The sequence below is a fragment of the Acinetobacter pittii genome, from assembly GCF_034067285.1.
GTDB classification, from domain to species: domain Bacteria; phylum Pseudomonadota; class Gammaproteobacteria; order Pseudomonadales; family Moraxellaceae; genus Acinetobacter; species Acinetobacter pittii_E.
Window position 1 is genome coordinate 59,718 of record NZ_CP139286.1, and the last position, 24,350, is coordinate 84,067.

At 40.2% G+C, this 24,350-nt stretch carries 23 protein-coding genes; 12 read left to right on the forward strand and 11 right to left on the reverse strand.

Annotated features, from left to right (window positions below; translation table 11 throughout):
- Positions 1-56: 56 nt before the first annotated feature.
- Positions 57-1,229 (forward strand): PQQ-dependent sugar dehydrogenase, encoded by a 1,173-nt coding sequence (gene yliI, locus SOI81_RS00275; RefSeq protein WP_320541085.1) that lies wholly within the window; start codon positions 57-59, stop codon positions 1,227-1,229.
- 104 nt (positions 1,230-1,333) lie between these two features.
- The gene (gene rarA / locus SOI81_RS00280) at positions 1,334-2,599 is read left to right on the forward strand and encodes a replication-associated recombination protein A (protein WP_057075434.1); all 1,266 of its coding nucleotides are present in this window, start codon (positions 1,334-1,336) and stop codon (positions 2,597-2,599) included.
- Positions 2,600-2,614: 15 nt separating this feature from the next.
- Here the strand turns inward: rarA and yfdC are convergent, their stop codons facing one another.
- The 5 genes from yfdC to dapA form a co-directional block, all read right to left on the reverse strand.
- Entirely contained in the window at positions 2,615-3,454 is an 840-nt protein-coding gene (yfdC, locus tag SOI81_RS00285; protein ID WP_320541086.1) for a formate/nitrite transporter family protein, read from the reverse strand.
- A 150-nt stretch (positions 3,455-3,604) separates the two neighbouring features.
- Complete coding sequence (locus SOI81_RS00290) at positions 3,605-3,808, reverse strand: hypothetical protein (protein ID WP_016142677.1); 204 nt, start codon at positions 3,806-3,808, stop codon at positions 3,605-3,607.
- 188 nt (positions 3,809-3,996) lie between these two features.
- Positions 3,997-4,716 carry a phosphoribosylaminoimidazolesuccinocarboxamide synthase gene (purC, locus tag SOI81_RS00295; RefSeq protein ID WP_002119240.1) on the reverse strand — a complete coding sequence of 240 codons (720 nt, stop codon included), beginning with the start codon at positions 4,714-4,716 and terminating at the stop codon, positions 3,997-3,999.
- 36 nt (positions 4,717-4,752) lie between these two features.
- Complete coding sequence (locus SOI81_RS00300; protein WP_080649758.1) at positions 4,753-5,355, reverse strand: lipoprotein-34 precursor (NlpB); 603 nt, start codon at positions 5,353-5,355, stop codon at positions 4,753-4,755.
- 15 nt (positions 5,356-5,370) lie between these two features.
- Positions 5,371-6,264, reverse strand: a complete 894-nt coding sequence (gene dapA / locus SOI81_RS00305; protein ID WP_016142680.1) for a 4-hydroxy-tetrahydrodipicolinate synthase — start codon at positions 6,262-6,264, stop codon at positions 5,371-5,373.
- A 329-nt stretch (positions 6,265-6,593) separates the two neighbouring features.
- Between dapA and pncA the strand changes: the two genes are divergently transcribed.
- The gene (pncA, locus tag SOI81_RS00310) at positions 6,594-7,238 is read left to right on the forward strand and encodes a bifunctional nicotinamidase/pyrazinamidase (protein ID WP_320541087.1); all 645 of its coding nucleotides are present in this window, start codon (positions 6,594-6,596) and stop codon (positions 7,236-7,238) included.
- A 53-nt stretch (positions 7,239-7,291) separates the two neighbouring features.
- On the forward strand, positions 7,292-8,251 hold the full coding sequence (locus SOI81_RS00315; RefSeq protein WP_239976254.1) for a bile acid:sodium symporter family protein: 960 nt from the start codon (positions 7,292-7,294) through the stop codon (positions 8,249-8,251).
- Positions 8,252-8,254: 3 nt separating this feature from the next.
- Here SOI81_RS00315 and ybbK read toward each other — a convergent pair whose 3' ends face one another.
- Entirely contained in the window at positions 8,255-8,725 is a 471-nt protein-coding gene (gene ybbK / locus SOI81_RS00320) for a DUF523 domain-containing protein (RefSeq protein ID WP_239976253.1), read from the reverse strand.
- A 525-nt stretch (positions 8,726-9,250) separates the two neighbouring features.
- Here ybbK and hppD point away from each other — a divergent pair.
- Positions 9,251-10,306: a 4-hydroxyphenylpyruvate dioxygenase gene (hppD, locus tag SOI81_RS00325; protein WP_032054566.1), complete on the forward strand. Its 1,056-nt coding sequence runs from the start codon at positions 9,251-9,253 to the stop codon at positions 10,304-10,306.
- 70 nt (positions 10,307-10,376) lie between these two features.
- On the opposite strand, the gene araD is transcribed toward hppD, so the two are convergent.
- From araD to fahA, 4 genes are all read right to left on the reverse strand, one after another.
- Positions 10,377-11,156: an IclR family transcriptional regulator gene (gene araD, locus SOI81_RS00330; protein ID WP_239976251.1), complete on the reverse strand. Its 780-nt coding sequence runs from the start codon at positions 11,154-11,156 to the stop codon at positions 10,377-10,379.
- 296 nt (positions 11,157-11,452) lie between these two features.
- The gene (locus SOI81_RS00335) at positions 11,453-12,001 is read right to left on the reverse strand and encodes a VOC family protein (RefSeq protein WP_016142686.1); all 549 of its coding nucleotides are present in this window, start codon (positions 11,999-12,001) and stop codon (positions 11,453-11,455) included.
- A gap of 17 nt (positions 12,002-12,018) precedes the next feature.
- Entirely contained in the window at positions 12,019-12,651 is a 633-nt protein-coding gene (gene maiA / locus SOI81_RS00340; RefSeq protein WP_239976250.1) for a maleylacetoacetate isomerase, read from the reverse strand.
- Complete coding sequence (fahA, locus tag SOI81_RS00345) at positions 12,638-13,945, reverse strand: fumarylacetoacetase (protein WP_239976249.1); 1,308 nt, start codon at positions 13,943-13,945, stop codon at positions 12,638-12,640. The genes maiA and fahA overlap by 14 nt, the downstream gene beginning before the upstream one ends.
- 357 nt (positions 13,946-14,302) lie before the next feature.
- Here fahA and aroP point away from each other — a divergent pair, with 357 nt between their 5' ends.
- The 3 genes from aroP to zigA all read left to right on the forward strand — a co-directional run bounded on the left by aroP (position 14,303) and on the right by zigA (position 17,951).
- Complete coding sequence (aroP, locus tag SOI81_RS00350) at positions 14,303-15,691, forward strand: amino acid permease (RefSeq protein WP_057065560.1); 1,389 nt, start codon at positions 14,303-14,305, stop codon at positions 15,689-15,691.
- A 165-nt stretch (positions 15,692-15,856) separates the two neighbouring features.
- A complete protein-coding gene (locus tag SOI81_RS00355) occupies positions 15,857-16,537 on the forward strand; it encodes a YcbK family protein (protein WP_239976248.1) in 681 nt (226 codons plus the stop codon).
- A 148-nt stretch (positions 16,538-16,685) separates the two neighbouring features.
- A complete protein-coding gene (zigA, locus tag SOI81_RS00360) occupies positions 16,686-17,951 on the forward strand; it encodes a zinc metallochaperone GTPase ZigA (RefSeq protein ID WP_320541088.1) in 1,266 nt (421 codons plus the stop codon).
- Between the two features lie 35 nt (positions 17,952-17,986).
- On the opposite strand, the gene SOI81_RS00365 is transcribed toward zigA, so the two are convergent.
- Entirely contained in the window at positions 17,987-19,099 is a 1,113-nt protein-coding gene (locus SOI81_RS00365; RefSeq protein WP_239976244.1) for an acyltransferase family protein, read from the reverse strand.
- 353 nt (positions 19,100-19,452) lie between these two features.
- Between SOI81_RS00365 and hutC the strand changes: the two genes are divergently transcribed.
- From hutC to hutH, 4 genes are all read left to right on the forward strand, one after another.
- Complete coding sequence (gene hutC, locus SOI81_RS00370) at positions 19,453-20,205, forward strand: histidine utilization repressor (RefSeq protein ID WP_199985820.1); 753 nt, start codon at positions 19,453-19,455, stop codon at positions 20,203-20,205.
- Entirely contained in the window at positions 20,202-20,777 is a 576-nt protein-coding gene (locus SOI81_RS00375; protein ID WP_224992217.1) for a HutD family protein, read from the forward strand. The genes hutC and SOI81_RS00375 overlap by 4 nt, the downstream gene beginning before the upstream one ends.
- 261 nt (positions 20,778-21,038) lie before the next feature.
- Positions 21,039-22,706 (forward strand): urocanate hydratase, encoded by a 1,668-nt coding sequence (gene hutU / locus SOI81_RS00380; RefSeq protein WP_239976878.1) that lies wholly within the window; start codon positions 21,039-21,041, stop codon positions 22,704-22,706.
- An 87-nt stretch (positions 22,707-22,793) separates the two neighbouring features.
- Positions 22,794-24,332: a histidine ammonia-lyase gene (gene hutH, locus SOI81_RS00385; RefSeq protein ID WP_000421598.1), complete on the forward strand. Its 1,539-nt coding sequence runs from the start codon at positions 22,794-22,796 to the stop codon at positions 24,330-24,332.
- Positions 24,333-24,350: the final 18 nt, after the last annotated feature.

Below are 24,350 nucleotides of genomic sequence, written 5' to 3' on the forward strand. Positions count from 1 at the left end.
TCGTAAATTTTTTGCTCATCTCCGTTATATAACAATAAAAACAAAAGGAGATAAGAATGATGAGACGATTAGCAGCCCCCTTATTATGTAGTAGCTTTTTTTTGTTAATGGCCTGTGGGTCTAATAATACTAATTCAAAAAATCTTGAACAAAATACGTCTGCAAAAGCAGAGCAGCCCGCTTTAAACAAACAAACTTATCAATCTGAAACCTTTGCCCATTTCAATGAACCGTGGGCAGTGACCAGTCTGCCTGATCAACGTTTATTAGTGACTGAACGGCAGGGCAAATTAAAAATTTTTAATCCTAAAAATAAACAAATGTTGGATGTGCAGGGTGTTCCAGCGGTGAACTATGGGGGACAGGGTGGCTTAGGAGACATTGTTTTACACCCAAATTTTGCTAAGAACCACTGGGTTTACCTCAGCTATGCAATGAAAGGACAGGGCGGTTCTGGCGCAGTGATTTCACGCGCTAAATTAGATTTATCTAATCCTCATCAGCCAAAACTTATAGATGTGAAGCAGATTTGGCAGCAAGTGCCCAAAGTTTCAGGGCAAGGCCATTATGGGCATCGCATGCTTTTTGGTGCAGATGGTAAGCTTTGGGTCAGTTCAGGTGAGCGACAAAAGTTTGACCCTGCCCAAAACATGAAAAGTAACTTGGGCAAAATCTTGCGTTTAAATGAGGATGGTTCAGCGGCTGTAGGTAACCCATTTTATAAGCAAGGTGGGGTTACTGCTGAAATATGGTCACTGGGACACCGTAATCCCTTAGGTATGGCTTTTGACAGCAAAGGACAGCTCTGGGTAGTTGAAATGGGACCTAAAGGCGGTGATGAGCTTAATATTATTACCAAAGGCGAAAACTATGGTTATCCAATCGTTTCAAATGGAGACCATTATTCAGGTCAACCTATTCCAGATCATCACACTCGCCCAGAATTTAAAGCGCCTGAAATTGATTGGACCCCTGTAATCTCTCCATCGAGTATGATTATTTATCGCGGCCAACAATTTCCTGCATGGCAAAATAAAGCCTTAATTGGCGGGCTATCTTCTGAAGCAATTATTGTGGTGGATTTAGAGCAAAAGCCTGTGAAAGCAGTGCAAAGACTAGAGATGAAGCAACGTATTCGTGGGTTACATGAAGCACAAGATGGTTCAATTTGGGTCATTGAAGACGGCTCAAATGCACGTTTACTAAAGCTCAGTAAGAAACCCTCTTAAAGCTAGGAAATACTTGTAAATAAAGGGCGTGTCTCATAGATTCAAATTGTAGATTTCTGTGAGACACAATAGACTATAGAGAAAAGACGATAAAGCCATTTGAGATGTCAGACACCCATATTCCACTTCCCGAACGCCTGCGCCCAAGAGACTTGTCTGAAATTATTGGGCAAGATCATTTATTAGGTGAACATGCGCCCTTACGTCAAATGATTGATCAGGGTCATTTGCCTTCTATTATTTTTTGGGGACCACCAGGCGTTGGTAAAACAACTATTGCTTTGCTTTTGGCTCAAGCGATAGACCGTCCATTTGTGAGCTTATCTGCGCTGAATACGGGCGTAAAAGAATTACGTGAAGTGATTGCAGAAAGTGGCGATTTACTAACACCTGTCGTTTTTATTGACGAAATTCATCGTTTTAATAAATCTCAGCAAGATGCTTTATTGGGTGCAGTTGAAAAAGGCAAAATTACCTTAATTGGCGCGACCACTGAAAACCCATCTTTTGAGGTGAATAGTGCACTTTTATCACGTTGTCAGGTTTATACCTTAAATAGTTTAGACAGCGAGGCGATTCAGACTCTCATTAATAATGCGCTCCAAGCCGATAAATTTTTAAAAGACCGTTATATCCATATCGAAGAATATGACGCGCTCATACAGTTCGCAGCAGGCGATGCTCGTAAAGCGCTTAATTTACTGGACTTGATTGCAAGTACTTTTGAACCTGAAATTGAAAACACGATTACCAATGCGGTGGTGGTGAAAGTCGCTCAGCAAAATATTGCGCGTTATGACAAATCTGGCGAGCAGCATTACGACCTCGTTTCTGCCTTTATTAAATCAATTCGAGGCAGTGATCCAGATGCAACCCTCTATTGGATGGCCCGCATGCTCAAAGGCGGAGAAGATCCCGTTTTTATTGCAAGACGTATGCTGATTGCTGCCTCAGAAGACATTGGAAATTCTAACCCTAATGCGTTATTGCTTGCAGGTGAATGCTTCCGTTCTGTACAAGCAGTAGGGATGCCAGAGGCTCGAATTATTCTAGGTCAAACAGCAGTTTACTTAGCAACGAGTGCAAAAAGTAATAGTACTTATTTAGCGATTAATAAGGCTCTGGAACTTGCCGAAAAAACGGCGAATTTACCTGTGCCTTTGCATTTAAGGAATGCACCAACCAAGCTTATGAAACAGCAAGGCTATGGGATTAATTATCTCTATCCTCACGATTACCCTGAACACTTTGTGCTGCAAGATTATTTGCCGCCTGAGTTAAAGGGAACCAAACTCTATGAGTCTGCGAGAAATAAGCGTGAGGTTGAAGGTGAGCGCTTACAACAACGTAGATGGCAGCAGGAACAATAGTTTTATTGTGTCCTGCTATTGTTCCAATTCTTCAGTCACCTGACCATAAATCAGTAGCGTAAACACGCCTGTACCGCCAACAATGTTGCCAATAGTGGTTGGGACCAAAAAAGTAAAGAGATATTCATTAATAGAAGCTTCTCCTTGCCAGACCAGATAGGACATTTCTGTAGAACCAACCACTACATGGGTAAAATCACCCAGTCCTATCAGGTAAGTCATGAAAAAAATAAGCAGGAACTTATTACTGACTGAGGGCAACATCCAGACCAATGCAGCAATTAACAGTCCTGACATAATACCTTTGAGCAGATTCTGGGTGGCAGAAAAGGAACCCACATGAAGGGCGAGTTCATCTAGTGCCTTGTCAATACCTGGAGTAAACAGGTGAGTAGTGAGGAAAAATAAACTCGCCAAAGCTGTTCCAATGATATTGCATAGAATCACAATTCCCCATAATCGGCCCACTGCTCGTAATTTATCGAAGGTAAAGGGTTTAAATAAAGGCACAACTGTGGTGATGGTATTCTCGGTAAAGAGTTGCATGTGACCCAAAATGGCGATCAGGAAGCCGATGGTATAACCGATATTGGTAATTAAATTGGTCCAGATCGCATCAGTTGGGAGATAAGAGGCAATAATCGCTTTAAATACAAATGAAAAACTGATGACTAAACCCGCAGCAATCCCCGAAAAGATCAGTGCAGCAGTTGGGCGATCCAGCTCTTCGGCACCATCACGGCGGATAATTTCATAGACTAGACGGGGAGACAGTTTTTCATGTTCTTCAACTGCCATTTTTTCACGCCAGCTTAAGGTTTTCTCGACCTTTTTTTCCTCTATTTCGTGATCCATCAGGTTTACTCCTCACTGAATAAATTTCTTATATTTATAGTTTTATTTATTGTTAAGGCAGTGCTCAGGATAAATCTAGTCTATTCATAACACGTTTATGTGTCTTTTTATAAATTGAATATGCAATGCAGCAGATCATCGAAAAGAAGGTTAAAGAAATGTATAAGCTCTTAAAGTGCGGATGAGTGCCATATAGTCGCCTTGAGAGGCTTTAGAAATAACGGATTCAACCTCTGTTTGAGTCCAGCCTTGTTTTAAAGCAGAACTGCTAAAGTTAGTTAATAAGACTAGAGGATTTTCACCAAAATGGACTGGATGATTGATTAATTTCTTTTCAAACTTAGTTATTTCCATAAATTCACCCTAGTTTTTAAATTTAATTATTGTGAAGTACTTTGTGTTTTTTTAGATTTTAGTGTTTTAAATTAAGTTTGTGCAAGTGATAATTTATTTTAATAGACAAATCTGTCTATATTATTTGGTTCTCGAGCATTAAATATAAAAAAACCGGGCTGAAACCCGGTTTTTTATAAAGTAACTGATTAGATGTCAGATAAATCTACGCCTAAACGAGCAGCAACTTCTTCATAAGCTTCAACAACACCGCCTAAACCTTGACGGAAACGGTCTTTGTCGAGTTTCTTCTTAGAGTCTTTATCCCATAAACGGCAGCCGTCTGGAGAGAACTCATCACCAAGCACGATACGGTCATGGAAAACACCGAATTCAAGCTTGAAGTCCACCAAAATCATGTTGCCTTCAGCAAACAATGCTTTTAATACGTCGTTTACTTTATAAGTTAAAACTTTCATTTGTTCTAACTGTTCAGCAGTCGCCCAACCTAAAGCAATCGCTTGAGATTCGTTAACCATTGGGTCGCCTAGACCGTCATCTTTATAGAACAATTCAAATGTAGGAGGAGTTAACTCTTTACCTTCTTCTACACCTAAGCGACGGCATAGAGAACCAGCTGCGTAGTTACGAATTACACATTCAACTGGAATCATTTGAAGTTTTTTAACAAGCACTTCAGTTGGAGAAAGCAATTTTTCAAAATGCGTTTCAATACCCGCAGCAGCAAGTTTTTCCATAATGAAGGCGTTAAAACGGTTGTTCACCTTGCCTTTACGATCTAGTTGTTCGATTTTTTCGCCGTTGAACGCAGAGGCATCATCACGAAAGACTAAAATCAGATGGTCGGCATTGTCTGTTTCATATACAGATTTTGCTTTACCAGTATAGAGCAAGGTTTGTTTTAACATGAGGGAACCTTTTTAAAAAAAATGCCTAGTAAACGACTAGGCTGGCCAATTTTGGTAAATCTGGTTTAACACTTCAGCGGCCACATCTGGACTTGCAAAAGTGTTATCTACATTAAATAGGGCAAGAGTATGACTAGAACCCACACCAGTAAGTTTAAGCACATAAGTATTGTCATTTACTTTAATCGTCGCCTGATTACTGCCTTGAGCGATGATGTTGTAATTTAAAGTACTTAAAGTTGCTTTGGTGTATTGCCAAATCTCGGTCGTATTTCCATCAATCTTTAATAACGGGTTTTTATTACCGTCAGTCACAAGTTGAGGGCGTCCAAGGGCAGTCGTGGTTTGAGCAGACGCATCTGCTGTAGCATTACCTTGCGTTTGTTCCGGGCGTGGCAATTCAAAACGGTTACCACGCTTGTTTTCAAACTTCGGTGCGTTATCGATAGCGCGCTGCTCTACAGTTGGTGCAGGATACAAAGGTGTCGCTGGTCGTACAGTTGCATCGGCAGGGTACTCAAGCGGGGCAAGTTCCTTGGCATTTTTATAATCTAAAGAATGATTATTAATTGCGAAGCGACTACAACCAGCTAAACTTAAGGCTGAAACTGCAAGGACTAAACCAAGACGTAATTGCATCATAAATTGCTCTTATTAAATAATTCCCGCATCTTTTAGGGCATTGCGGAGAGGTTCGCGATATTGCTCAGCGAGAGGAGTGAGTGGTAAGCGAATACCAGTATCAATCAGTCCCATCTCATGTAGTGCCCATTTCACAGGAATTGGGTTTGATTCGCAAAATAGAATATTGTGTAAATTTGCAATCTTATTGTTAATCGTCTTCGCTTGTTGTTCATCTTTAGCAATCGCAACAGCACATACTTCACTCATTGCTTTAGGTGCAATATTGGCAGTAACCGAGATATTGCCGTCAGCGCCAAGAAGCATGAGTTCCCAAGCGGTCTCGTCATCACCTGAGTACACAGCCATTTTGCCGTTTAAAGCCTCGATTAAAGCTTTACCGCGAGGTACATCACCTGTCGCATCTTTAATACCAACAATATTAGGGATCTCTGCTAAACGTACAGCTGTGTCGTTTGCAAGATCTACACCAGTACGGCCAGGTACGTTATAAAGAATAAGAGGGAGCTCTACGGCTTCAGCAATCGCTTTATAGTGTTGGAATAGGCCTTCTTGAGTTGGCTTGTTATAGTACGGTGTTACAAGTAAAGCTGCATCTGCGCCAAGATCTTTCGCAGCTTTAGTTAATTCGATTGCTTCACGGGTTGAGTTTGCACCAGTACCGGCAATAATTGGAATACGTTTATTGGCTACACGAATAATTTCTTTAATAACCTGTGTGTGCTCTTCCATGCTCAATGTTGAGGCTTCGCCGGTTGTACCGACGGCTACAATACTGTTTGTACCTTGTTCTATGTGCCACTCAACCAGCTTCTCAAGACCCTTCCAATCTACACCGCCGTCTTTCAACATTGGTGTGACGATTGCGACGATTGAGCCTTGAATGGTCTGTGCTTGCTGAGTCATTTTTAAAAATATCCTATTTATCCATCCGAATCTGAGGTAAGAAAAACAAAATGTGGGATGGTTGCAGTATTTTGATTGTCCAGTTCTAACAATAACAGATTGTTGAATGACAATTATGCAAATTATGACTGATCAGACGCATAAGAACAATACGCCTAACGGATAATCGCGATGTAAACTTGAGGAAAAGATAGGATGTTTTCATTATTGTAAGCTAAGAATACCCAGTAAATATAACAATACAGCCTGATTCGACTGAGCCTTACTTAATATAGGCTTTTTTTATGGCAAGATAGAATGAAATTTTCCCCATTGGGATTGAAGATGACATGAGTATGAATAAACAACCTCAAAATGCGGCTTTAATCATAGTTGATGTACAAAATGGTTTTACACCGGGTGGAAACTTAGCAGTTGCTGATGCCGATACAATTATTCCAACCATTAACCAATTGGCGGGTTGTTTTGAAAATATTGTTCTGACTCAAGATTGGCATCCAGATAATCATATTTCTTTTGCACAAAACCATTCGGGCAAACAGCCATTTGAAACGATTGAACTCGACTATGGACCGCAGGTGCTTTGGCCTAAGCATTGTGTGCAGGGCACCAAAGATGCTGAGTTCCATGCTGATTTAAATATTCCAACTGCTCAACTGATTATTCGAAAGGGCTTTCATGCGCATATTGATAGCTACTCGGCCTTTATGGAAGCAGACCACAACACAATGACGGGTTTAACGGGATATTTAAAAGAGCGTAGCATTGATACGGTTTATGTGGTCGGAATTGCCACAGATTTTTGTGTCGCATGGACTGCTTTAGATGCAGTTAAACAAGGTTTTAAAACTTTAGTGGTTGAAGATGCTTGCAAAGGTATTGATCTGAATGGTTCATTAGAACACGCGTGGCAAACCATGCAGCAACGAGGTGTTGTACGTATTCAATCGACTGATCTGTTGAGTAAGTATTAAGTATATTGCTCTAGTATTTTAACTTTCATATTTTATTTTTAGGGATAGAAAATATGGCTGCATTTCTGCGTTTTACTCAATTTATTCAAAAAACTTTTGCCCTATGGGTGATTGTTTTTGCAGCTCTGGCGCTATGGCAGCCTGAATTTTTTGTCTGGCTCAAAGCATACATTCCATGGATTTTGGGGATTATTATGCTCGGCATGGGAATGACCATGACCGTTGATGACTTTAAAGGGGTATTACAAAGCCCTAAAGCTGTGTTGATTGGGGTGGTGGCACAGTTTGTGGTTATGCCGGGTTTGGCATTTATCTTATGTAAATTATTTAATTTACCGCCTGAAATTGCTGTCGGTGTCATTTTAGTGGGATGTTGTCCGGGCGGAACGGCTTCAAACGTAATTACTTATATGGCTAAAGGCAATGTGGCTTTATCGGTGGCCTGTACATCGGTGTCTACGCTTTTAGCGCCTGTGTTAACACCTGCTATTTTCTATCTGCTTGCGAGCCAATGGCTAAAGATTGATGCAGCTTCGATGTTTATTTCGATTTTGCAGGTGGTCCTGCTTCCTATTGTCGTGGGTCTGATTTTAAGAACATGGCTTAAACGTCAAGTCGAATCTTATATTCAAGTGATGCCTTTAGTGTCAGTCATTGCAATTGTCGCGATTGTGGCAGCCATTATTGGCGGCAGTAAAGCGGCAATTTTACAGTCGGGTTTGCTCATTTTGGCTGTGGTGATATTGCATAATGGCCTTGGATATTTATTAGGCTTTACCGCGGCACGTTTCTTTAAATTACCTTATGCGGACAGTAAGGCAATTGCCGTAGAAGTAGGAATGCAAAACTCAGGCTTAGGCGTTGCGCTTGCCGCAGTACATTTTGCAGCATCTCCAATTACTGCCGTACCGAGCGCAATTTTCAGTCTTTGGCACAATATTTCTGGGCCTGCGCTTGCGACTTACTGGGCAAGTCGTAAAGATGTAAATGATCTTGCTAAAAAAATTGAGTAACTTTTAAAGAGGGTGCTCTACTAACCAATCTTCAATTTCATTTTCAGAAATCACTTCAAAACCATGGCGCCGCAACAGTGCCGTGGTGATTCCAGTTCCCACAATTTTTTCGCCTTGAAAAGTACCGTTATAAATTTTTTGACTGCCGCAAGACGGACTATTTTCTTTTAATACCACACAACTTGCTTTTATTTGTTGTGCGACTTCTAGTGTGCGATAAGCACCTTTTAAATATAGATCAGTTACATCTGAACCAGATGAATCGGTAATTTTTGCTTTGCCATCAAGCACATCTTGCCCTGTTCCTCCTACAATCTCTGCAGGTAAGCGAGGTGTAGTAAAACCCCCTAATAACTCTGGGCATAATGCTTGGGCTTTTTTATTGATTAATAGCTGCTTAAGTATGGTATTTGGACAAGATTTACCATCATATCGAACAGGTTCACCAATTAAACAGGCGCTCACTAAGATCATAAGTTTTCCTAAATCAAATGGATGGTGTGGCTGACTATAAGAATCATAAACAAAATTTGAAAACTGACCATTAATTTTAAAATAGCTTAATTCAAGATTACTAAAATTATGCAATTCATAATTAAGTTATGTATTGCATAATTTAATTGTTTTTAGTAGCATCTAATTCAAGGTAAATGGCCATTGGAGATCCAACAAGGATGTTGGTCTCCATAAATCTATAAATGATTTTTAGGAAAAGACGATTTTTAAAGGTTTATTGAAAAATCTCAATCGTACTTTTAGATAACAAAGGACAGTGTGTATGGAAAATAAACACCACATGGAACGGAAATTAATCATCAAAGGCTTTACGCCCATCATATCTTCGTTTTAGCGACTCGTTTTTTTCTCATAGGATGCGTTGGGTTAAGGCATTTTGACGGTTCAAATACTCACTCAATGACGACGTATTCTATAGAGAAAGGAGCTGAGTTCATCAGCAATAGAGATAAACGGAACAGGTAATCACCAGAGGGAAACTAGATGGATATTTTAGAGAACCCATTAGAATTATGCGGTTTTGCATTTATTGAATTTGTTTCAAAAGAAAATGAATTAGATCCAGTTTTTGAAACGATCGGCTTTTCAAAAGTAGCCAAGCATAAATCGAAAGAAGCGTACTTATGGCGTCAAGGAAATATCAATATTATCCTGAATTATCAGCCAGAATCTTATGCTTCATTCTTCTTTAATGAACATGGTCCATCTGCTTGTGCGATGGGTTTTAAAACACGTGATGCAGCAAAAGCTTTCCAAAAAGCAGTAGAGCTTGGTGCTGAACCAATGTATTCAAAAGTTGGGCCAATGGAGCTCAACATTCCGGCAATTAAAGGTATTGGTGGCATGCCAATCTTTTTAGTTGACCGTGATATTTATGAAAATGACTTTGTTTTCTTTGATGATGCCGAGAAACGTCCAGTAGGGGCAGGCTTAAACGAGATTGACCACTTAACTCATAACGTCTACAAAGGCCGTATGGAGTATTGGGCAAACTTCTATGAAAAAATCTTCAACTTCCAAGAAATTCGCTACTTTGATATTAAAGGCGAATATACAGGTTTAACGTCTAAAGCATTAACAGCGCCAGACGGCATGATTCGTATTCCTCTAAACGAAGATTCGGACAAAGGAAACGGCCAAATTGCAGAGTTCCTATCTGACTTTAATGGTGAAGGTATTCAGCATATCGCATTTATTTGTGATGACTTAATCTCGACTTGGGATAAGTTAAAAGGCCTGGGTCTGAAATTTATGACTCCGCCACCAAATACGTATTATGAAATGCTAGAAGATCGTTTACCTGAGCATGGTGAACCGACTGATGAATTAAAACAGCGCGGTATTTTGCTCGATGGTAATACTAAAGACGGTCAGAAAAAGCTGTTATTACAAATTTTCTCTGAAAACATGATTGGTCCAGTTTTCTTTGAATTTATTCAACGTAAAGATGATGATGGCTTTGGTGAAGGTAACTTCAAGGCATTGTTCGAGTCGATTGAACGTGACCAGATTCGCCGTGGTGTTTTAGAAACTAAATAAATAAGCTGAGCTTTATTCCTGAGCTAAAAAAACCAAGAGTTGATCTCTTGGTTTTTTTTATCGCTATTGATTAGCGGCTTTTAATATATTGATTGATGAGGTTTACTTCATTTTTCAAGATTTCAATCGTTTTACTGTGAGGGTCGACTGGTAAAAACATTTCACTATCCAATGCGACAATACAAAACTCAATGCTCTGGTTTGAGTTAAACACAGGTAAACCCACCGCATTAATCCCCGTCAGTAAATCACCTTTCGCTGCCGACATTTGTTGTTGGCGAATAGTGTCTTTGAGCTCTGTAAACTCTTGCCAGTTTCGTGGTGCGATGTGCAATCCAAGTTCTTGATGCTTTTGCCATTCAGCTTCCATTAAAGGACGAACAAAATGCTCTGGAAGATAAGAAGCAAATAGACGTCCCGCAGCAGAATTGACTAAAGGCATAATTGAGCCGACTTTAGTGACAATCGAAATAGGGTGGTTCGATTCAATCGATTGAACCACGACAGGACCTTTCGGTGACCATTTACTGATTTGTATGCCGCAACCAATTTTGTTTTGTAGGTCGTAAATTAAATGCTGTACCAGCTGTAGTGTGTCGCTATGCTGAACACAGTTTAGACCTAAGCGCCATGCCTGATCACCTAAAGCATATTGCCCATCATCAAGCTGTTTTGCATATTCCATACGAATAAGGCTGACCAGATAACGATGTACCTTGGCAGGATGCATGTCGAGCTTGCTCGATAGATCTTTGAGAATAATAGGTTGATTGTGTTCCAAAAGGGCGTTTAGTACAGATAAACCGACTTCAAGTGATTGAACCCCCCCAGATACTTTTTCTTCAATCATTTAAATACCCTTAATAAATTTACTTCAGCTGTTAAATAGTGACGATCAAAACATAAATTGAAATTGGCGCGTTTTACATCATGCCTGAGCCTAGTGAAAAATAGAAATCACCTTTTTCTATTAGCGAAATTGACATGTTTAATAATCAACAATTTTCTAAAATCACTATGCTCTTATTTATAGCGCAATTTTCTAGAAATTTAGCAGTATTAAATAATATAAATCGGCATTGATATAGAACTGCTCGTTAAAAACAATTCTAATCAATGCCGACTTTTTAGTTCGCTCTTTTAAAATTAGGTTCCTAACTCTTCTTCATGTAAGAAATGAGTGTGGTGCGGAGCGCGTTTAGTTTTGCTCCATTCCTCTAGCATTTCAACTTTCATCTCTTCAGTAATTTTCGCAATTTTTTCTTCAGCATGCACATCGTTATAAGTCAGCTCTAAACGGTGGCCATTTGGGTCAAAGAAGTAAATTGAGTGGAAAATGCCATGGTTGGTCACGCCTAAAACTTTCACACCATTTTCTTCTAAATGTTGCTTGGCAGCCATCAGTGCATTTAAGTCTTCAACTTCAAAAGCAATATGTTGTACCCATTGAGGCGTATTCTCGTCGCGCCCCATTTCCGGTTGAGTTGGCAATTCAAAAAATGCCAAAACGTTACCTTGGCCGGCATCTAAAAATAAATGCATATATGGGTCAAAGGCTTTAGTTGAAGGTACATGGTCCTCAGCAAAAGCTAAAATAAAGTCCATGTTGAGCATTTTTTTATACCACTCAACAGTTTCTTTCGCATCCTTACAACGATATGCAACGTGATGTATTTTTTTAATGGCAAATGTCATATTAAAACTCCTTTTTACTATTCCCAATCTGGTTGTTGTTCTGGCGCCGCGTTATAGAAGGCTGGGATAGACAAACAATGGTGATAAATCGATTCAACTTTTGGAAACGCAGATAAATCAATCTTGAAGCGTTTCGCGTTGTAGACCTGTGGAATTAGGCAGCAATCCGCAATTGTTGCTTGTTGTCCAAAGCAAAATTGTCCATTTGAATCTTGAAGTTGCTGTTCGAGATTTTGAAAGCCTTCAATAATCCAGTGCTGATACCAATAGTTTTTCTGCTCATCTGAAACATTTAATTCATTTTTTAAATATTTCAGTACGCGTAAGTTGTTTAATGGGTGAAGATCGCAGGCGATTGCTTGGGCAAAGGCACGGATTTTGGCTCTCTCTTGCACATCACTTGGAAGTAACTTGGTTTCTGGATATTGCTCATCCAAATATTCCAAAATACTTAACGATTGAGACAAGGTTAAACCACCATCAATTAAGGTCGGCACAAGAGCACTGCGGTTTAACTTTAAATAGTCTTCGCTCTGCTGTTCATTTTTTACCAGATGAACTGGAACAGTCTCATAAGCTAAGCCTTTAATGTTGAGGCCAATCCGTACTCTGTAAGCTGCAGAGCTACGAAAGTAACTATACAGCTTCATAGTCAGGCTCCGAAGTTTCTGCAAAATCGAAAGTTAATGCAGGAAGAACCGTGTTTCGAACCTCGCCAAAGCCAATGCGAATACCATTTTTCTCACAGTGACCTTTCATGATCAGGGTATCGCCGTCTTGCAAGAAACCACGAGTTTCACCATTGGCGAGTGTTAAAGGCTTGGTGGTGTTCCAAGTCAGCTCAAGCAAGCTGCCATATGAATCTGGCGTAGAACCAGAAATGGTACCTGAGCCCATCAAGTCACCGACCTGAACGTTACAGCCTGCAATCGTGTGGTGAGTCAACTGCTGAGCCATTGACCAATACATATATTTGAAATTGGTTTTGCAGATCACATCAGGTTGTGCTGATTTCGGGCTTTGAATTTCAACACTCAAATTAATGTCGTAACTATTTGCGATATTTTCTTGTAAATACGCTAAAGGTTTAGGCTCTTGTTTTGGGCCTTCCACCTTAAATGGCTCAAGTGCTTCAAGCGTGACTACCCAAGGAGAAATCGAACTTGCAAAAGTTTTTGCGTTAAAGGGTCCAAGTGGAACATATTCCCATTGCTGGATATCGCGTGCTGACCAGTCGTTCAGCAAAACCATTCCAAAAATATGGTCCCATGCATTTTCAATCGAGATAGGTTGCCCAAGCTCCGTTGGTTTACCAATAACAAATGCTGTTTCAAGTTCAAAATCGAGTTTACGTGTCGCTGAAAAAACTGGGCGCTCTTCATTTGGAAGCTTAATTTGTCCAGATGGACGAACGATTTGAGTACCACTGACTACAACAGAACTAGCACGGCCATTATAACCAACAGGTAATTCACTCCAGTTTGGCAGTAAAGCATTTTTAGGATCGCGGAACATACAGCCCACATTGGTCGCATGTTCTTTAGAAGAATAAAAATCGGTATAACCCGGGACTTGAAGTGGTAAATGCAAAGTTACGCTGTCTTGTTTAACCAAAACTTCTTGGCGCAATGCTTCATTTTCTTGAAGTGTTAAATTTTCAACCGAGAGAAGAGACTGTAGTGTCTTACGAACTTTTGACCAGTTGGCTTTGCCAGACTCGATAAATTTATTCAGTGTAGGCTGGTTAAAATATGTGTCTTGTTCTGAAAGTTTTAAAAGCCCGTGCTTTTCAAGCGCAGCGAGATCAATCACCCAATCACCGATTGCTACACCAACTTGACGATCACTTTCGTTAGTTCTACTAAAAATACCGTAAGGCAAATTATGAATAGTGAAATCTGATTGAGGTGAAACTTCAATAAAAGAGTTTAGTTTTTGTTCCATTTTCGCGTCCTTGTCTTTATCTCGGGTCTTATACAAATAAAAGTTCGGTCTAGGACTGAGCTACTCAATAAGTTTTTAACCTTTGCTTAGATCATCTTTGGTCTTATGAGTTTGATATAGACCGAGCACAACCAATTGCTTCATGTCTCTATAATACTGAATTCATCAAATTACGCAATACATAATTTAATTACACATTTCATAATAATTGTCATTTCTTGTATTTTCTGTTTTCATTCGCGTTCTTGAGAAAAGTCACGCAATTATTTTTTCATCAATCTCTATGAAAGTTTGATCAATTTATGATATACGTAATTTATTGGAAAAAAATTACGTGACACGGATGAGAATAATCATATGTCAGCACAAGAGCAAGGAAACCTGAAACATGGTTTGAGTAATCGGCACATCCAGCTTATTGCATTGGGTGGGGCGATTGGCACAGGGCTTTTTCTTGGTATATCACAATCGATTAAATTAGCAGGTCCATCGGTCATCCTCGGTTATGCCATTGCAGGATTTATTGCTTTTTTAATGATGCGCCAGCTTGGTGAAATGGTGGTTGAAGAGCCAGTAAGTGGTTCTTTTAGTCATTTTGCCTACAAATATTGGGGACCATTTGCCGGGTTCATGTCAGGATGGAACTATTGGGTACTCAATGTCCTCGTCTGCATGGCAGAACTCAGTGCAATTGGTCTTTACATTCAATATTGGTGGCCGCAAATCCCGACGTGGGCATCTGCTTTAACCTTCTTTGTCTTAATTAATGGCATTAATCTGCTCCACGTTAAGTTTTTTGGCGAAATGGAATTTTGGTTTTCTATTGTCAAAATCTTGGCGATTCTTGCAATGATTGGCTTTGGTTCATATCTACTTGCAACAGGCACAGCAGGTCCACAGGCAAGCATTTCGAACCTCTGGGCACTTGGCGGTTTCTTCCCGTTTGGTGTTGAAGGCTTAGTCATGGCAATGGCGGTTATTATTTTTGCTTTTGGTGGTATTGAGCTGTTCGGTATTACTGCGGCTGAAGCACGTGACCCTGATAAAACTTTACCTAAAGCTGTGAATCAAATTATTTACCGTATTTTGATTTTCTATATTGCGACACTTTTTGTTTTATTCTCGCTATTCCCATGGAATCAAATGGCACAAGGCGGAAGCCCGTTTGTGATGGTTTTTGCTTCTTTAGATAGCCAAGGCATTGCAACGTTATTGAACTTTGTCATTTTGACAGCAGCGGTTTCAGTTTATAACGGCACAAGTTATTGCAGTAGCCGTATGCTATTGGGCCTTGCACAACAAGGAAATGCACCAAAAGTATTTGCACGTATTAATAAACGCGGTATTCCAACCAACGCAGTGATCCTTTCTGCGGCAGTCACTATTTTATGTGTACTGTTAAATTATATTTTCCCTGAAAAAGCATTTGGTTTACTGATGATGCTGGTGGTTGCGGCGATTGTGATTAACTGGGTAGTCATTTCATGGACGCACTTAAAATTCCGCAAATATATGCAGCGCCAAGGGCAAACAACCAAGTTCCCAAGCTTTATGTATCCGTTTAGCAACTATCTATGCATATTATTTATGCTTGGCATTTTGATCGTGATGTCTTTAACACCAGATATGCGTGTTGCGGTCATGATGATTCCTGGCTGGATTTTGTGTTTGATGGTGGCTTATCAATTTAAACGCCGGAAATTAAAAGCTGAGCAGTCTATACGCGCTTTAGAAGCAGATATTTAATAAATTATTGAGTTGTACTTAAAAAAAGGACGTTCGAGAGGCGTCCTTTTTTATTTTTAAAATTTAGCAACAGAAATTAAAGGATTTTATTATTGTTATAATATAACATTTCTTCAATTTAATGATGAGCAATTTTCCCATTTTTGGTGAAGATAGAGCATATTTATGAAGCGTTATTTAGGTTTACTTTTTTTATCTCTCACAGCGTGTAGTACTCAAACTCCCAAGCCAACAATTCCTCTGCACACCCAGACCTCTTTACCTCAACCTACAAAACCAGTGGTCAGAATAAAGCCTCAACCCGAGGCGTATGTTGCATGGTTAGCTACAGGCGATCACAGGCAGTCTGTGCAAGCTTACAAGCAATTTCTTAAGCAAAAGGGTCTTGCCGATTTAGTTCCAGATCATGAGTTATTACGTTCAGCTCGAGACTGGCAAAAATGTGGAGTCGAGCCTTATGCGGTGCCACCAAGAGAAATTTGGTCCAATATTGTTCCGACACTTAGCATTTTAAAAGCGTTAGTTGACGCTGGTGTAATTAATGATTTTGAAGTGACTTCGGTCTACCGTGCTTTATCTTTAAACCGCTGTGCAGGTGGTGCGGATGCTTCCCGACATGTCTTTAATGCAGCACTTGATTTTAGAATTGGCCCAGAACAGCCGAGTGATTTAGACCAGTTTAATATTCAACAAACCAAAACCAAACTGTGTCAGTTCTGGGAAACAAAGGGCCAAGCACTTAATATGGGGCTAGGTGTTTATGCTTCGGGACAAATTCATATTGATAGCCAAGGGTTCCGTTCATGGGGATCTGACCATCACTATAGAACCTCAATTTGTCAGTGACTATAAAAGCAATTTTTTCAAATACTAAGAGTGTTAGCTTAAATAAAACTGGAATAAAAACTTGATCAATAGTTATGTTATAACATAACATTATTATGGTTTAGAAATAGATTACGCCTGTGATCTGGCCATATTTAAATGGCCAGCCATGATCAGTTTAAAGATTATTCAAAGAGATCAAGCCATGCACACTGCAATCGCCAACTCATTTGCCAAGCTTCCAGTCACTGTTTTGTCAGGCTTTTTGGGTGCAGGAAAGACCACATTACTCAACCATATTTTAAATAACCGTGAAGGCCGCCGTATTGCCGTGATTGTCAATGATATGTCTGAGGTAAATATTGATGCGGCATTAGTACGCGAAGGTGGAGCAGAGCTTTCAAGAACAGATGAAAAGCTGGTTGAAATGAGTAATGGTTGTATCTGTTGCACGCTACGAGAAGATTTACTGGTTGAGGTGAGGCGTTTAGCTGATGAAGGACGCTTTGACCAATTGGTGATTGAGTCTACTGGCATTTCAGAACCTTTACCTGTGGCAGAAACCTTTACCTTTGAAGATGAAGATGGAAACTCTCTAAATGAATTCGCTCGACTTGACACCATGGTCACGGTAGTCGATGCTTTTAACTTTCTTAAAGATTACAGTTCGGTTGACTTACTACAAGAGCGTGGTGAATCATTAGGCGAGCAAGATGAAAGAACTGTGGTTGACCTTCTTATCGATCAGATCGAGTTTTGTGATGTGATTGTGCTGAATAAAATTGATTTGATTGACCAAGCTCAGCAAAACCAGCTCATCGCAATTTTAAAAACTCTCAATCCACGTGCTCGAATTGAAATTGCTCAATTTGGAAAGATTGCTTTAGATAAAATATTAAATACACAGCTATTCGATTTTGATGAAGCCGCACAAGCACCAGGCTGGTTAAAAGAGTTGCGCGGCGAGCATACGCCAGAGACTGAAGAGTATGGAATCAGTAGCTTTGTTTACCGTGCACGTCGACCTTTCCATCCCGAGCGTTTTTATGATTTAGTACAGTCTGAATGGCCGGGTGTCGTCCGTTCTAAAGGCTTTTTCTGGTTGGCTGCTGAACCGACATTGGCTTATTCATGGTCACAAGCGGGAGCAATGGCTCGCCACGGCTTAGCAGGTTACTGGTGGGCGGCCGTTGCAGAAGAAGACTGGCCGAGTGACCTAGCCAGTATTGAAGAAATTAAGAAAAACTGGGATGCCCGCACAGGTGATGCACGTCAGGAACTGGTTTTAATTGGTATGCAAATGGATGAGCAAGCCTTAATACAACGTTTAGATCGTTGCTTGTTAAATGATGAAGAAATGGCTTTAGGACCACAAGCTTGGCAGAGCTGGTCTAATCCTTTTAAGCAAGATAATGAAACCATGTTGATCGCTTAATAAAATAAAGCCCCTATTTTAAAGGGGCTTTATTTCTATGATTTATCTTTAATAAAAACCTTTCGAATGTAGTTGTTAAGTGGGGTGGAATAATATTTTTCAATTGCTGCGCTAATGATGAAAGTCAGAACCAAATAGCCAATTAAAAGCATAATTTTGATGCTAGCGTCGGTTTGAGCCGGAATAAAAGCAACTTTCATAAGCCCCAGCACAACCAGATGGAACAAATAAGTTTCATAACTTCTTTGCCCCAACCAGACCATGACTTTGGTAAATAGATTATGCGCTTGCGCTCCTGAAGGATGTTGAAAACACAAAATCAGTAAGCCTGTGGCAAAAGCAAATAAGCTAATCCCCCATGTACTCACTTCTTTAATTGGCGCATATAAATATAGAGCGGTCATGCCCAAAATAATCAACCACGAAAGAGGTTTTTTATAAGTCCAGTCTGGTCGATATGTATGAGAAAAAATGGCAGTTAAACAGCCAATCGCTATGCCATCAAAACTCGAAAAATAATGATATAAATAGGCGCCGCTTTCTTCTCCAAAATGTAGAGATCTAAAATAAGGCCCATATAAAATTACTCCAATCAGTACAGCAATAAAGAGCTTATTACTACGCGTGAGCAGGCACAATAATGGAAAAACAAAGTAAAAAACTTCTTCTACAGAGAGCGACCACAACACGCCTAAAGCATAGTTTACCCAACCGAATTTAATAATCAGAATATTCATCCAGAAGGTTAAAGCTGCAAAAATTGTTAATGGATAAGAGACCTCAATGCCATTCGGGGCTTGGTTCATAAAAGGTTTTAAATCAAATGACCCAAGTAGACTTACCCCTAAAATGAGTAATCCTAGACACGGTAAAATACGCGCTGCCCGTCTGATATAAAAATGCTTGAGATTAATTGCGGAGAATTGTTTATCTCTTTTTAAAGTGTGATGGGTAATTAAAAAACCCGAAATCACAAAAAACATGGTGACGCCATAATTTCCGTTTCTTGCGATGACTGTGCTAAATGCTTCACCTAAGAAATCAAAACCTAACCATGTGTCTTTAAGTTTATAGGGAATATTAAAATGATGTAAAAGAACCAAAAGGATAGAAATTCCTCGGAGAATATCTATTTTATAATTACGCATTCGATGTGCTTCCAGTTTTATTAATATACTGTGTGGCAGAAGAATACTATCGATCAGTTATTTTAAATAAAAATTTTAAGCAGCGTTTCGTAAATTAGAAAAGATGATACTTTTTACATCCTTGAATTGAGCATAGTCTTAGCAGAAATAACTATTAAATAAATATTGATAAAAGCCTAATATATTTGAATTTCTCTACATAAAACTTTAAATTAGCTCTTATTGAGCTATGTTTATTTTTTAAACTTTTTAAAATCTATTTAATTCATCAATTAACATGTTGTATGTAGTTGTATATACATAGCATGTCAACTAAAATACCTTTTTGCCTGCTGCCTTTTTGAGTATTTGTTATGCCCAGAACATCAAAACAAGAACATGCTGAGCTTTCGATTGAAGCTGATAGTCCAGTTCCTTTATATCAACGCGTCAAACAGCTAATTTCACAAAAAATTTATGAAGGCTCGTGGGCTGTAAATAAAAAAATTCCTTCGGAAAGTGAACTCGTTAATCAACTCGGCTGTAGCCGTATGACGGTAAACCGTGCGCTACGTGAGTTAACCACTGAGGGCTTGCTTGTGCGAATTCAGGGCGTTGGTTCTTTCGTAGCCGAAGGACAGGGCCGTACTGCACTTTTTCAGATTAATAATATCGCCGATGAGATTATTGCACGAAACCATAAGCACCACGCTGAAGTTTTAGTCTTAGAACAAATTTATGCAAATGCAGAGCAAAGCGTGTTAATGCAGACTCGCGAAGGGCAAAGATTATTTCACTCGATTATTGTGCATTATGAAAATGATGTGCCTGTTCAGGTCGAAGATCGTTTAGTCGATGCAGCACTGATTCCAGATTATCTACAACAAGATTTTAAAACGATTACGCCTAATGCTTACCTCATGGCAAAAGCGCCTGTGACGGAAGGTGAGCATATTGTCGAGGCCGTTTTAGCATCTGCTCAAGAGTGCAAGTGGTTGAAGATCACCAAAGCTGAACCATGTTTACTCATCCGTCGCCGTACATGGTCAAATAAACAACTCATTTCAAGTGCACGTTTGATCTATCCGGGCAGCCGCTATTATCTCGAAGGGAAATTTAATCCATGATTGAATTGATCAGGGCCGATCAATATACAAAAATGCTTTGGAAAAATGGTGCGGGTTTCACTTTAGAAATTGCTCGAAGCCAAGGTGAGGCTGACTTTGAGTGGCGCATTTCGATGGCAGATGTAACTACTTCTGGGCCATTTTCGCTATTTCCCAATAAGCAGCGAATTATTAGTGTACTCGATGGACAGGGCATGGTTCTGCATGTCGATGATCTTCCTGCCAAGACGCTAAACCAAGGCGATATTTTTGCTTTTCATGGTGAGAGTCAGATCCAAAGTGAACTGGTAGACGGTGCAATTCGAGATTTAAATTTAATTTATGATCCAGCAAAGTTTTATGCTCGTTTTCAGTGGTTGAATGAGGCAGCGGAGCAGACATTTATTAGCTCGGCAGATCTAATTTTTATCTTTAACCAGGGTGGTGAGACACAAGTGAACGTTGATGAGCATTCCTTTGAAATTGCTGCCCATGAGACTTTAAAAATTGAAAAAAATACTGGGGTAACATCGGTTCATTTTACTCAAATTCAGGCAAAAAGTTGTTATGTTATTGAGCTAATTCAACGTTAAAACTTAAATAATTTGCTTATTCAAAAGCACATGTCTAGTGAAAAGGCATGTGCTTTTTTTATGCCAGTTATAAAAATAAATTAATTTAATTCATAAGCTTATTCAATTTTTTTAAAAAAATATGAGCAACCCTCTTCACGCCGAAAAATATTTGTGTAGTATATAGATGTATATACAAGTTAATACATTACTATACAAATGCAGAAACAAGTGATGTTCTGCTGATGTAAGCTCAAAGGAAGGAGTCCGCCTGTGACAACAATGACAACAAAATTTCGTGATGTAGAAATTCGTGCGCCACGCGGCACTGAATTGACGGCTAAAAGTTGGTTAACTGAAGCTCCATTACGTATGTTGATGAATAACCTTGATCCGGACGTTGCAGAAAACCCGAAAGAGTTGGTTGTATACGGTGGTATTGGCCGTGCAGCACGAAACTGGGAATGTTTCGACAAAATTGTAGATACTTTAAAAAATCTTGAAACTGATGAAACTTTATTAGTTCAATCAGGCAAACCAGTAGGTGTATTTAAAACTCATAAAGATGCACCTCGTGTTTTAATTGCAAACTCAAACCTTGTACCGCACTGGGCAAACTGGGAACACTTCAACGAGTTAGACGCAAAAGCACTTGCAATGTACGGTCAAATGACAGCAGGTTCATGGATCTACATCGGTAGCCAAGGCATTGTACAAGGTACTTATGAAACTTTCGTTGAAGCAGGCCGCCAACACTACAACGGTGACTTAAAAGGTCGTTGGGTACTTACTGCCGGTTTAGGTGGTATGGGTGGTGCTCAGCCTTTAGCTGCAACACTTGCAGGTGCATGTTCTTTAAACATTGAATGCCAACAAGCAAGTATCGATTTCCGTTTACGTACCCGTTATGTAGACGAACAAGCAACTGATTTAGATGACGCTTTAGCGCGTATTGACCGCTATACAAAAGAAGGCAAAGCAATTTCAATTGCGCTTCATGGTAACGCTGCTGAAATTTTACCTGAGCTTGTTCGCCGTGGTGTACGTCCAGACATGGTGACCGACCAAACAAGTGCACACGATCCACTCAATGGCTATTTACCAGTAGGTTGGACTTGGGATGAATATCGTGAACGTGCAAAAACTGAACCAGAAACTGTTGTAAAAGCTGCAAAACAGTCGATGGCTAAGCATGTACAAGCGATGCTCGATTTCCAAAAAATGGGTGTGCCAACATTTGACTATGGCAACAACATTCGTCAAATGGCGAAAGATGAAGGCGTAGCAAACGCTTTTGATTTCCCAGGTTTCGTACCTGCATACATCCGTCCATTGTTCTGCCGTGGTATTGGTCCATTCCGTTGGGCAGCGTTGTCTGGCGACCCAGAAGATATTTATAAAACAGATGCCAAAGTTAAAGAGTTAATTCCTGATGATGAGCATTTACATCACTGGTTAGACATGGCTCGTGAACGCATTAGCTTCCAAGGCTTACCAGCGCGTATTTGCTGGGTAGGTTTAGGCTTACGTGCAAAACTTGGTTTAGCATTTAACGAAATGGTTCGTAGCGGTGAATTATCAGCTCCAGTTGTGATTGGTCGTGACCATTTAGACTCAGGTTCAGTTGCAAGTCCAAACCGTGAAACTGAAGCAATGCAAGACGGATCTGATGCAGTATCAGACTGGCCTTTATTAAACGCATTGTTAAATACAGCGGGCGGCGCAACTTGGGTGTCTTTACATCACGGTGGCGGTGTAGGTATGGGCTTCTCTCAACACTCAGGCGTTGTGATTGTGTGTGATGGTACAGATGAAGCTGCTGCACGTATTGCTCGCGTACTAACCAATGACCCTGCAACAGGTGTTATGCGTCATGCCGATGCAGGTTATGAAATTGCGATTAACTGTGCGAAAGAGCAAGGCCTACACTTGCCAATGATCACGCAATAAAAATACACGGAAGAACTGGCGGTGCTTTTTGCAATTGTGAAAAGCACCGTCTCAGCAGAATATAGTGCAAAAAATTAGGAAGCCAACATGGAATTATTGATCCAACCGGGAAAACTGACCTTAGCCGATTTACGTCAAGCGTACCTCAATCCGATCAAAGTTAAATTAGATGAAAGTGCTTCATCTGCAATTAATGCAAGCGTGGCTTGTGTTGAGAAAATTGTAAATGAAGGACGTACAGCTTACGGTATTAATACGGGCTTTGGCTTACTCGCTTCAACCAAAATTGCTCCTGAAGATTTAGAAAAATTACAACGTTCATTGGTTCTTTCACATGCCGCAGGTGTTGGTGAAGCACTTGATGATGCAATGGTTCGTCTAATCATTCTATTGAAAGCAAATAGCTTGGCGCGTGGTTTCTCTGGTATTCGTCGTAAAGTGATTGATGCATTGTTGGCTTTAATTAATGCCGAAGTTTACCCACACATTCCACTGAAAGGTTCAGTAGGGGCTTCAGGTGACTTGGCACCACTTGCACACATGTCTTTAGTGTTACTTGGTGAAGGTAAAGCGCGTTATAAGGGTGAATGGTTACCAGCAGTTGAAGCTTTAAAAGTTGCAGGTTTAGAACCGATTTCTTTAGCAGCTAAAGAAGGTTTAGCACTTTTAAACGGTACACAAGTTTCAACCGCTTATGCTTTACGTGGCTTGTTTGAAGCTGAAGATTTATTTGCAGCTGCAACGGTTTGTGGGGGCTTAAGCGTTGAAGCAATGCTAGGTTCACGTGCACCATTCGATGCGCGCATTCACGAAGTACGTGGCCAACGCGGTCAAATTGATGTGGCTGCGGCTTATCGTGATCTATTGACTGATTCGAGTGAAATTGCACATTCACATGAAGACTGTAGCAAAGTTCAAGACCCATACTCTTTACGTTGCCAACCACAGGTGATGGGTGCATGTTTAACCCAAATCCGTCAGGCGGCTGAAGTTTTAGAAATTGAAGCAAATGCTGTATCGGATAACCCGCTTGTTTTTGCTGAACAAGGTGATGTGATTTCTGGTGGTAACTTCCATGCAGAACCTGTAGCAATGGCGGCAGATAATTTAGCATTGGCAATTGCAGAAATTGGTTCACTGTCTGAACGTCGTATTTCAATGATGATGGACCGTCACATGTCACAGCTTCCACCGTTCTTGGTGGCAAATGGTGGTGTGAACTCAGGCTTTATGATTGCTCAAGTGACCGCTGCTGCGCTTGCGAGTGACAACAAGGCACTTGCACATCCTGCAAGTGTTGATAGCTTGCCAACTTCAGCGAATCAGGAAGACCATGTATCAATGGCTCCGAATGCTGGTAAACGTCTTTGGTATATGGCTGACAACGTCCGTGGCATTTTAGCTGTTGAATGGTTAGGCGCTTGTCAGGGTCTAGACTTCCGTGAAGGCTTAAAAAGCTCGCCTAAACTTGAACAAGCTCGTAAAATCTTGCGCGCTCAAGTGCCTTACTACAGTGAAGACCGTTTCTTTGCTCCTGATATTGAGCAAGCAAGTGAATTACTCTCAAGCGGCTGCCTAAACGAGTTAATTATTCCAAAACTACTCCCTAGTTTATCTGAAGTGTGATTGATAAAACGGTCACAT

Coding starts and splice junctions, on each gene's coding strand:
- fahA (WP_239976249.1), bottom strand. CDS start 13,945: ATGGAACAAAAACTAAACTCTTTTATTGAAGTTTCACCTCAATCAGAT.
- aroP (WP_057065560.1), top strand. CDS start 14,303: ATGTCAGCACAAGAGCAAGGAAACCTGAAACATGGTTTGAGTAATCGG.
- SOI81_RS00365 (WP_239976244.1), bottom strand. CDS start 19,099: ATGCGTAATTATAAAATAGATATTCTCCGAGGAATTTCTATCCTTTTG.
- pncA (WP_320541087.1), top strand. CDS start 6,594: ATGAGTATGAATAAACAACCTCAAAATGCGGCTTTAATCATAGTTGAT.
- SOI81_RS00290 (WP_016142677.1), bottom strand. CDS start 3,808: ATGGAAATAACTAAGTTTGAAAAGAAATTAATCAATCATCCAGTCCAT.
- hutH (WP_000421598.1), top strand. CDS start 22,794: ATGGAATTATTGATCCAACCGGGAAAACTGACCTTAGCCGATTTACGT.
- SOI81_RS00375 (WP_224992217.1), top strand. CDS start 20,202: ATGATTGAATTGATCAGGGCCGATCAATATACAAAAATGCTTTGGAAA.
- SOI81_RS00355 (WP_239976248.1), top strand. CDS start 15,857: ATGAAGCGTTATTTAGGTTTACTTTTTTTATCTCTCACAGCGTGTAGT.
- SOI81_RS00335 (WP_016142686.1), bottom strand. CDS start 12,001: ATGACATTTGCCATTAAAAAAATACATCACGTTGCATATCGTTGTAAG.
- purC (WP_002119240.1), bottom strand. CDS start 4,716: ATGTTAAAACAAACCTTGCTCTATACTGGTAAAGCAAAATCTGTATAT.
- yliI (WP_320541085.1), top strand. CDS start 57: ATGATGAGACGATTAGCAGCCCCCTTATTATGTAGTAGCTTTTTTTTG.
- SOI81_RS00315 (WP_239976254.1), top strand. CDS start 7,292: ATGGCTGCATTTCTGCGTTTTACTCAATTTATTCAAAAAACTTTTGCC.
- dapA (WP_016142680.1), bottom strand. CDS start 6,264: ATGACTCAGCAAGCACAGACCATTCAAGGCTCAATCGTCGCAATCGTC.
- ybbK (WP_239976253.1), bottom strand. CDS start 8,725: ATGATCTTAGTGAGCGCCTGTTTAATTGGTGAACCTGTTCGATATGAT.
- zigA (WP_320541088.1), top strand. CDS start 16,686: ATGATCAGTTTAAAGATTATTCAAAGAGATCAAGCCATGCACACTGCA.
- hutC (WP_199985820.1), top strand. CDS start 19,453: ATGCCCAGAACATCAAAACAAGAACATGCTGAGCTTTCGATTGAAGCT.
- hppD (WP_032054566.1), top strand. CDS start 9,251: ATGGATATTTTAGAGAACCCATTAGAATTATGCGGTTTTGCATTTATT.
- SOI81_RS00300 (WP_080649758.1), bottom strand. CDS start 5,355: ATGCAATTACGTCTTGGTTTAGTCCTTGCAGTTTCAGCCTTAAGTTTA.
- yfdC (WP_320541086.1), bottom strand. CDS start 3,454: ATGGATCACGAAATAGAGGAAAAAAAGGTCGAGAAAACCTTAAGCTGG.
- araD (WP_239976251.1), bottom strand. CDS start 11,156: ATGATTGAAGAAAAAGTATCTGGGGGGGTTCAATCACTTGAAGTCGGT.
- rarA (WP_057075434.1), top strand. CDS start 1,334: ATGTCAGACACCCATATTCCACTTCCCGAACGCCTGCGCCCAAGAGAC.
- maiA (WP_239976250.1), bottom strand. CDS start 12,651: ATGAAGCTGTATAGTTACTTTCGTAGCTCTGCAGCTTACAGAGTACGG.
- hutU (WP_239976878.1), top strand. CDS start 21,039: ATGACAACAAAATTTCGTGATGTAGAAATTCGTGCGCCACGCGGCACT.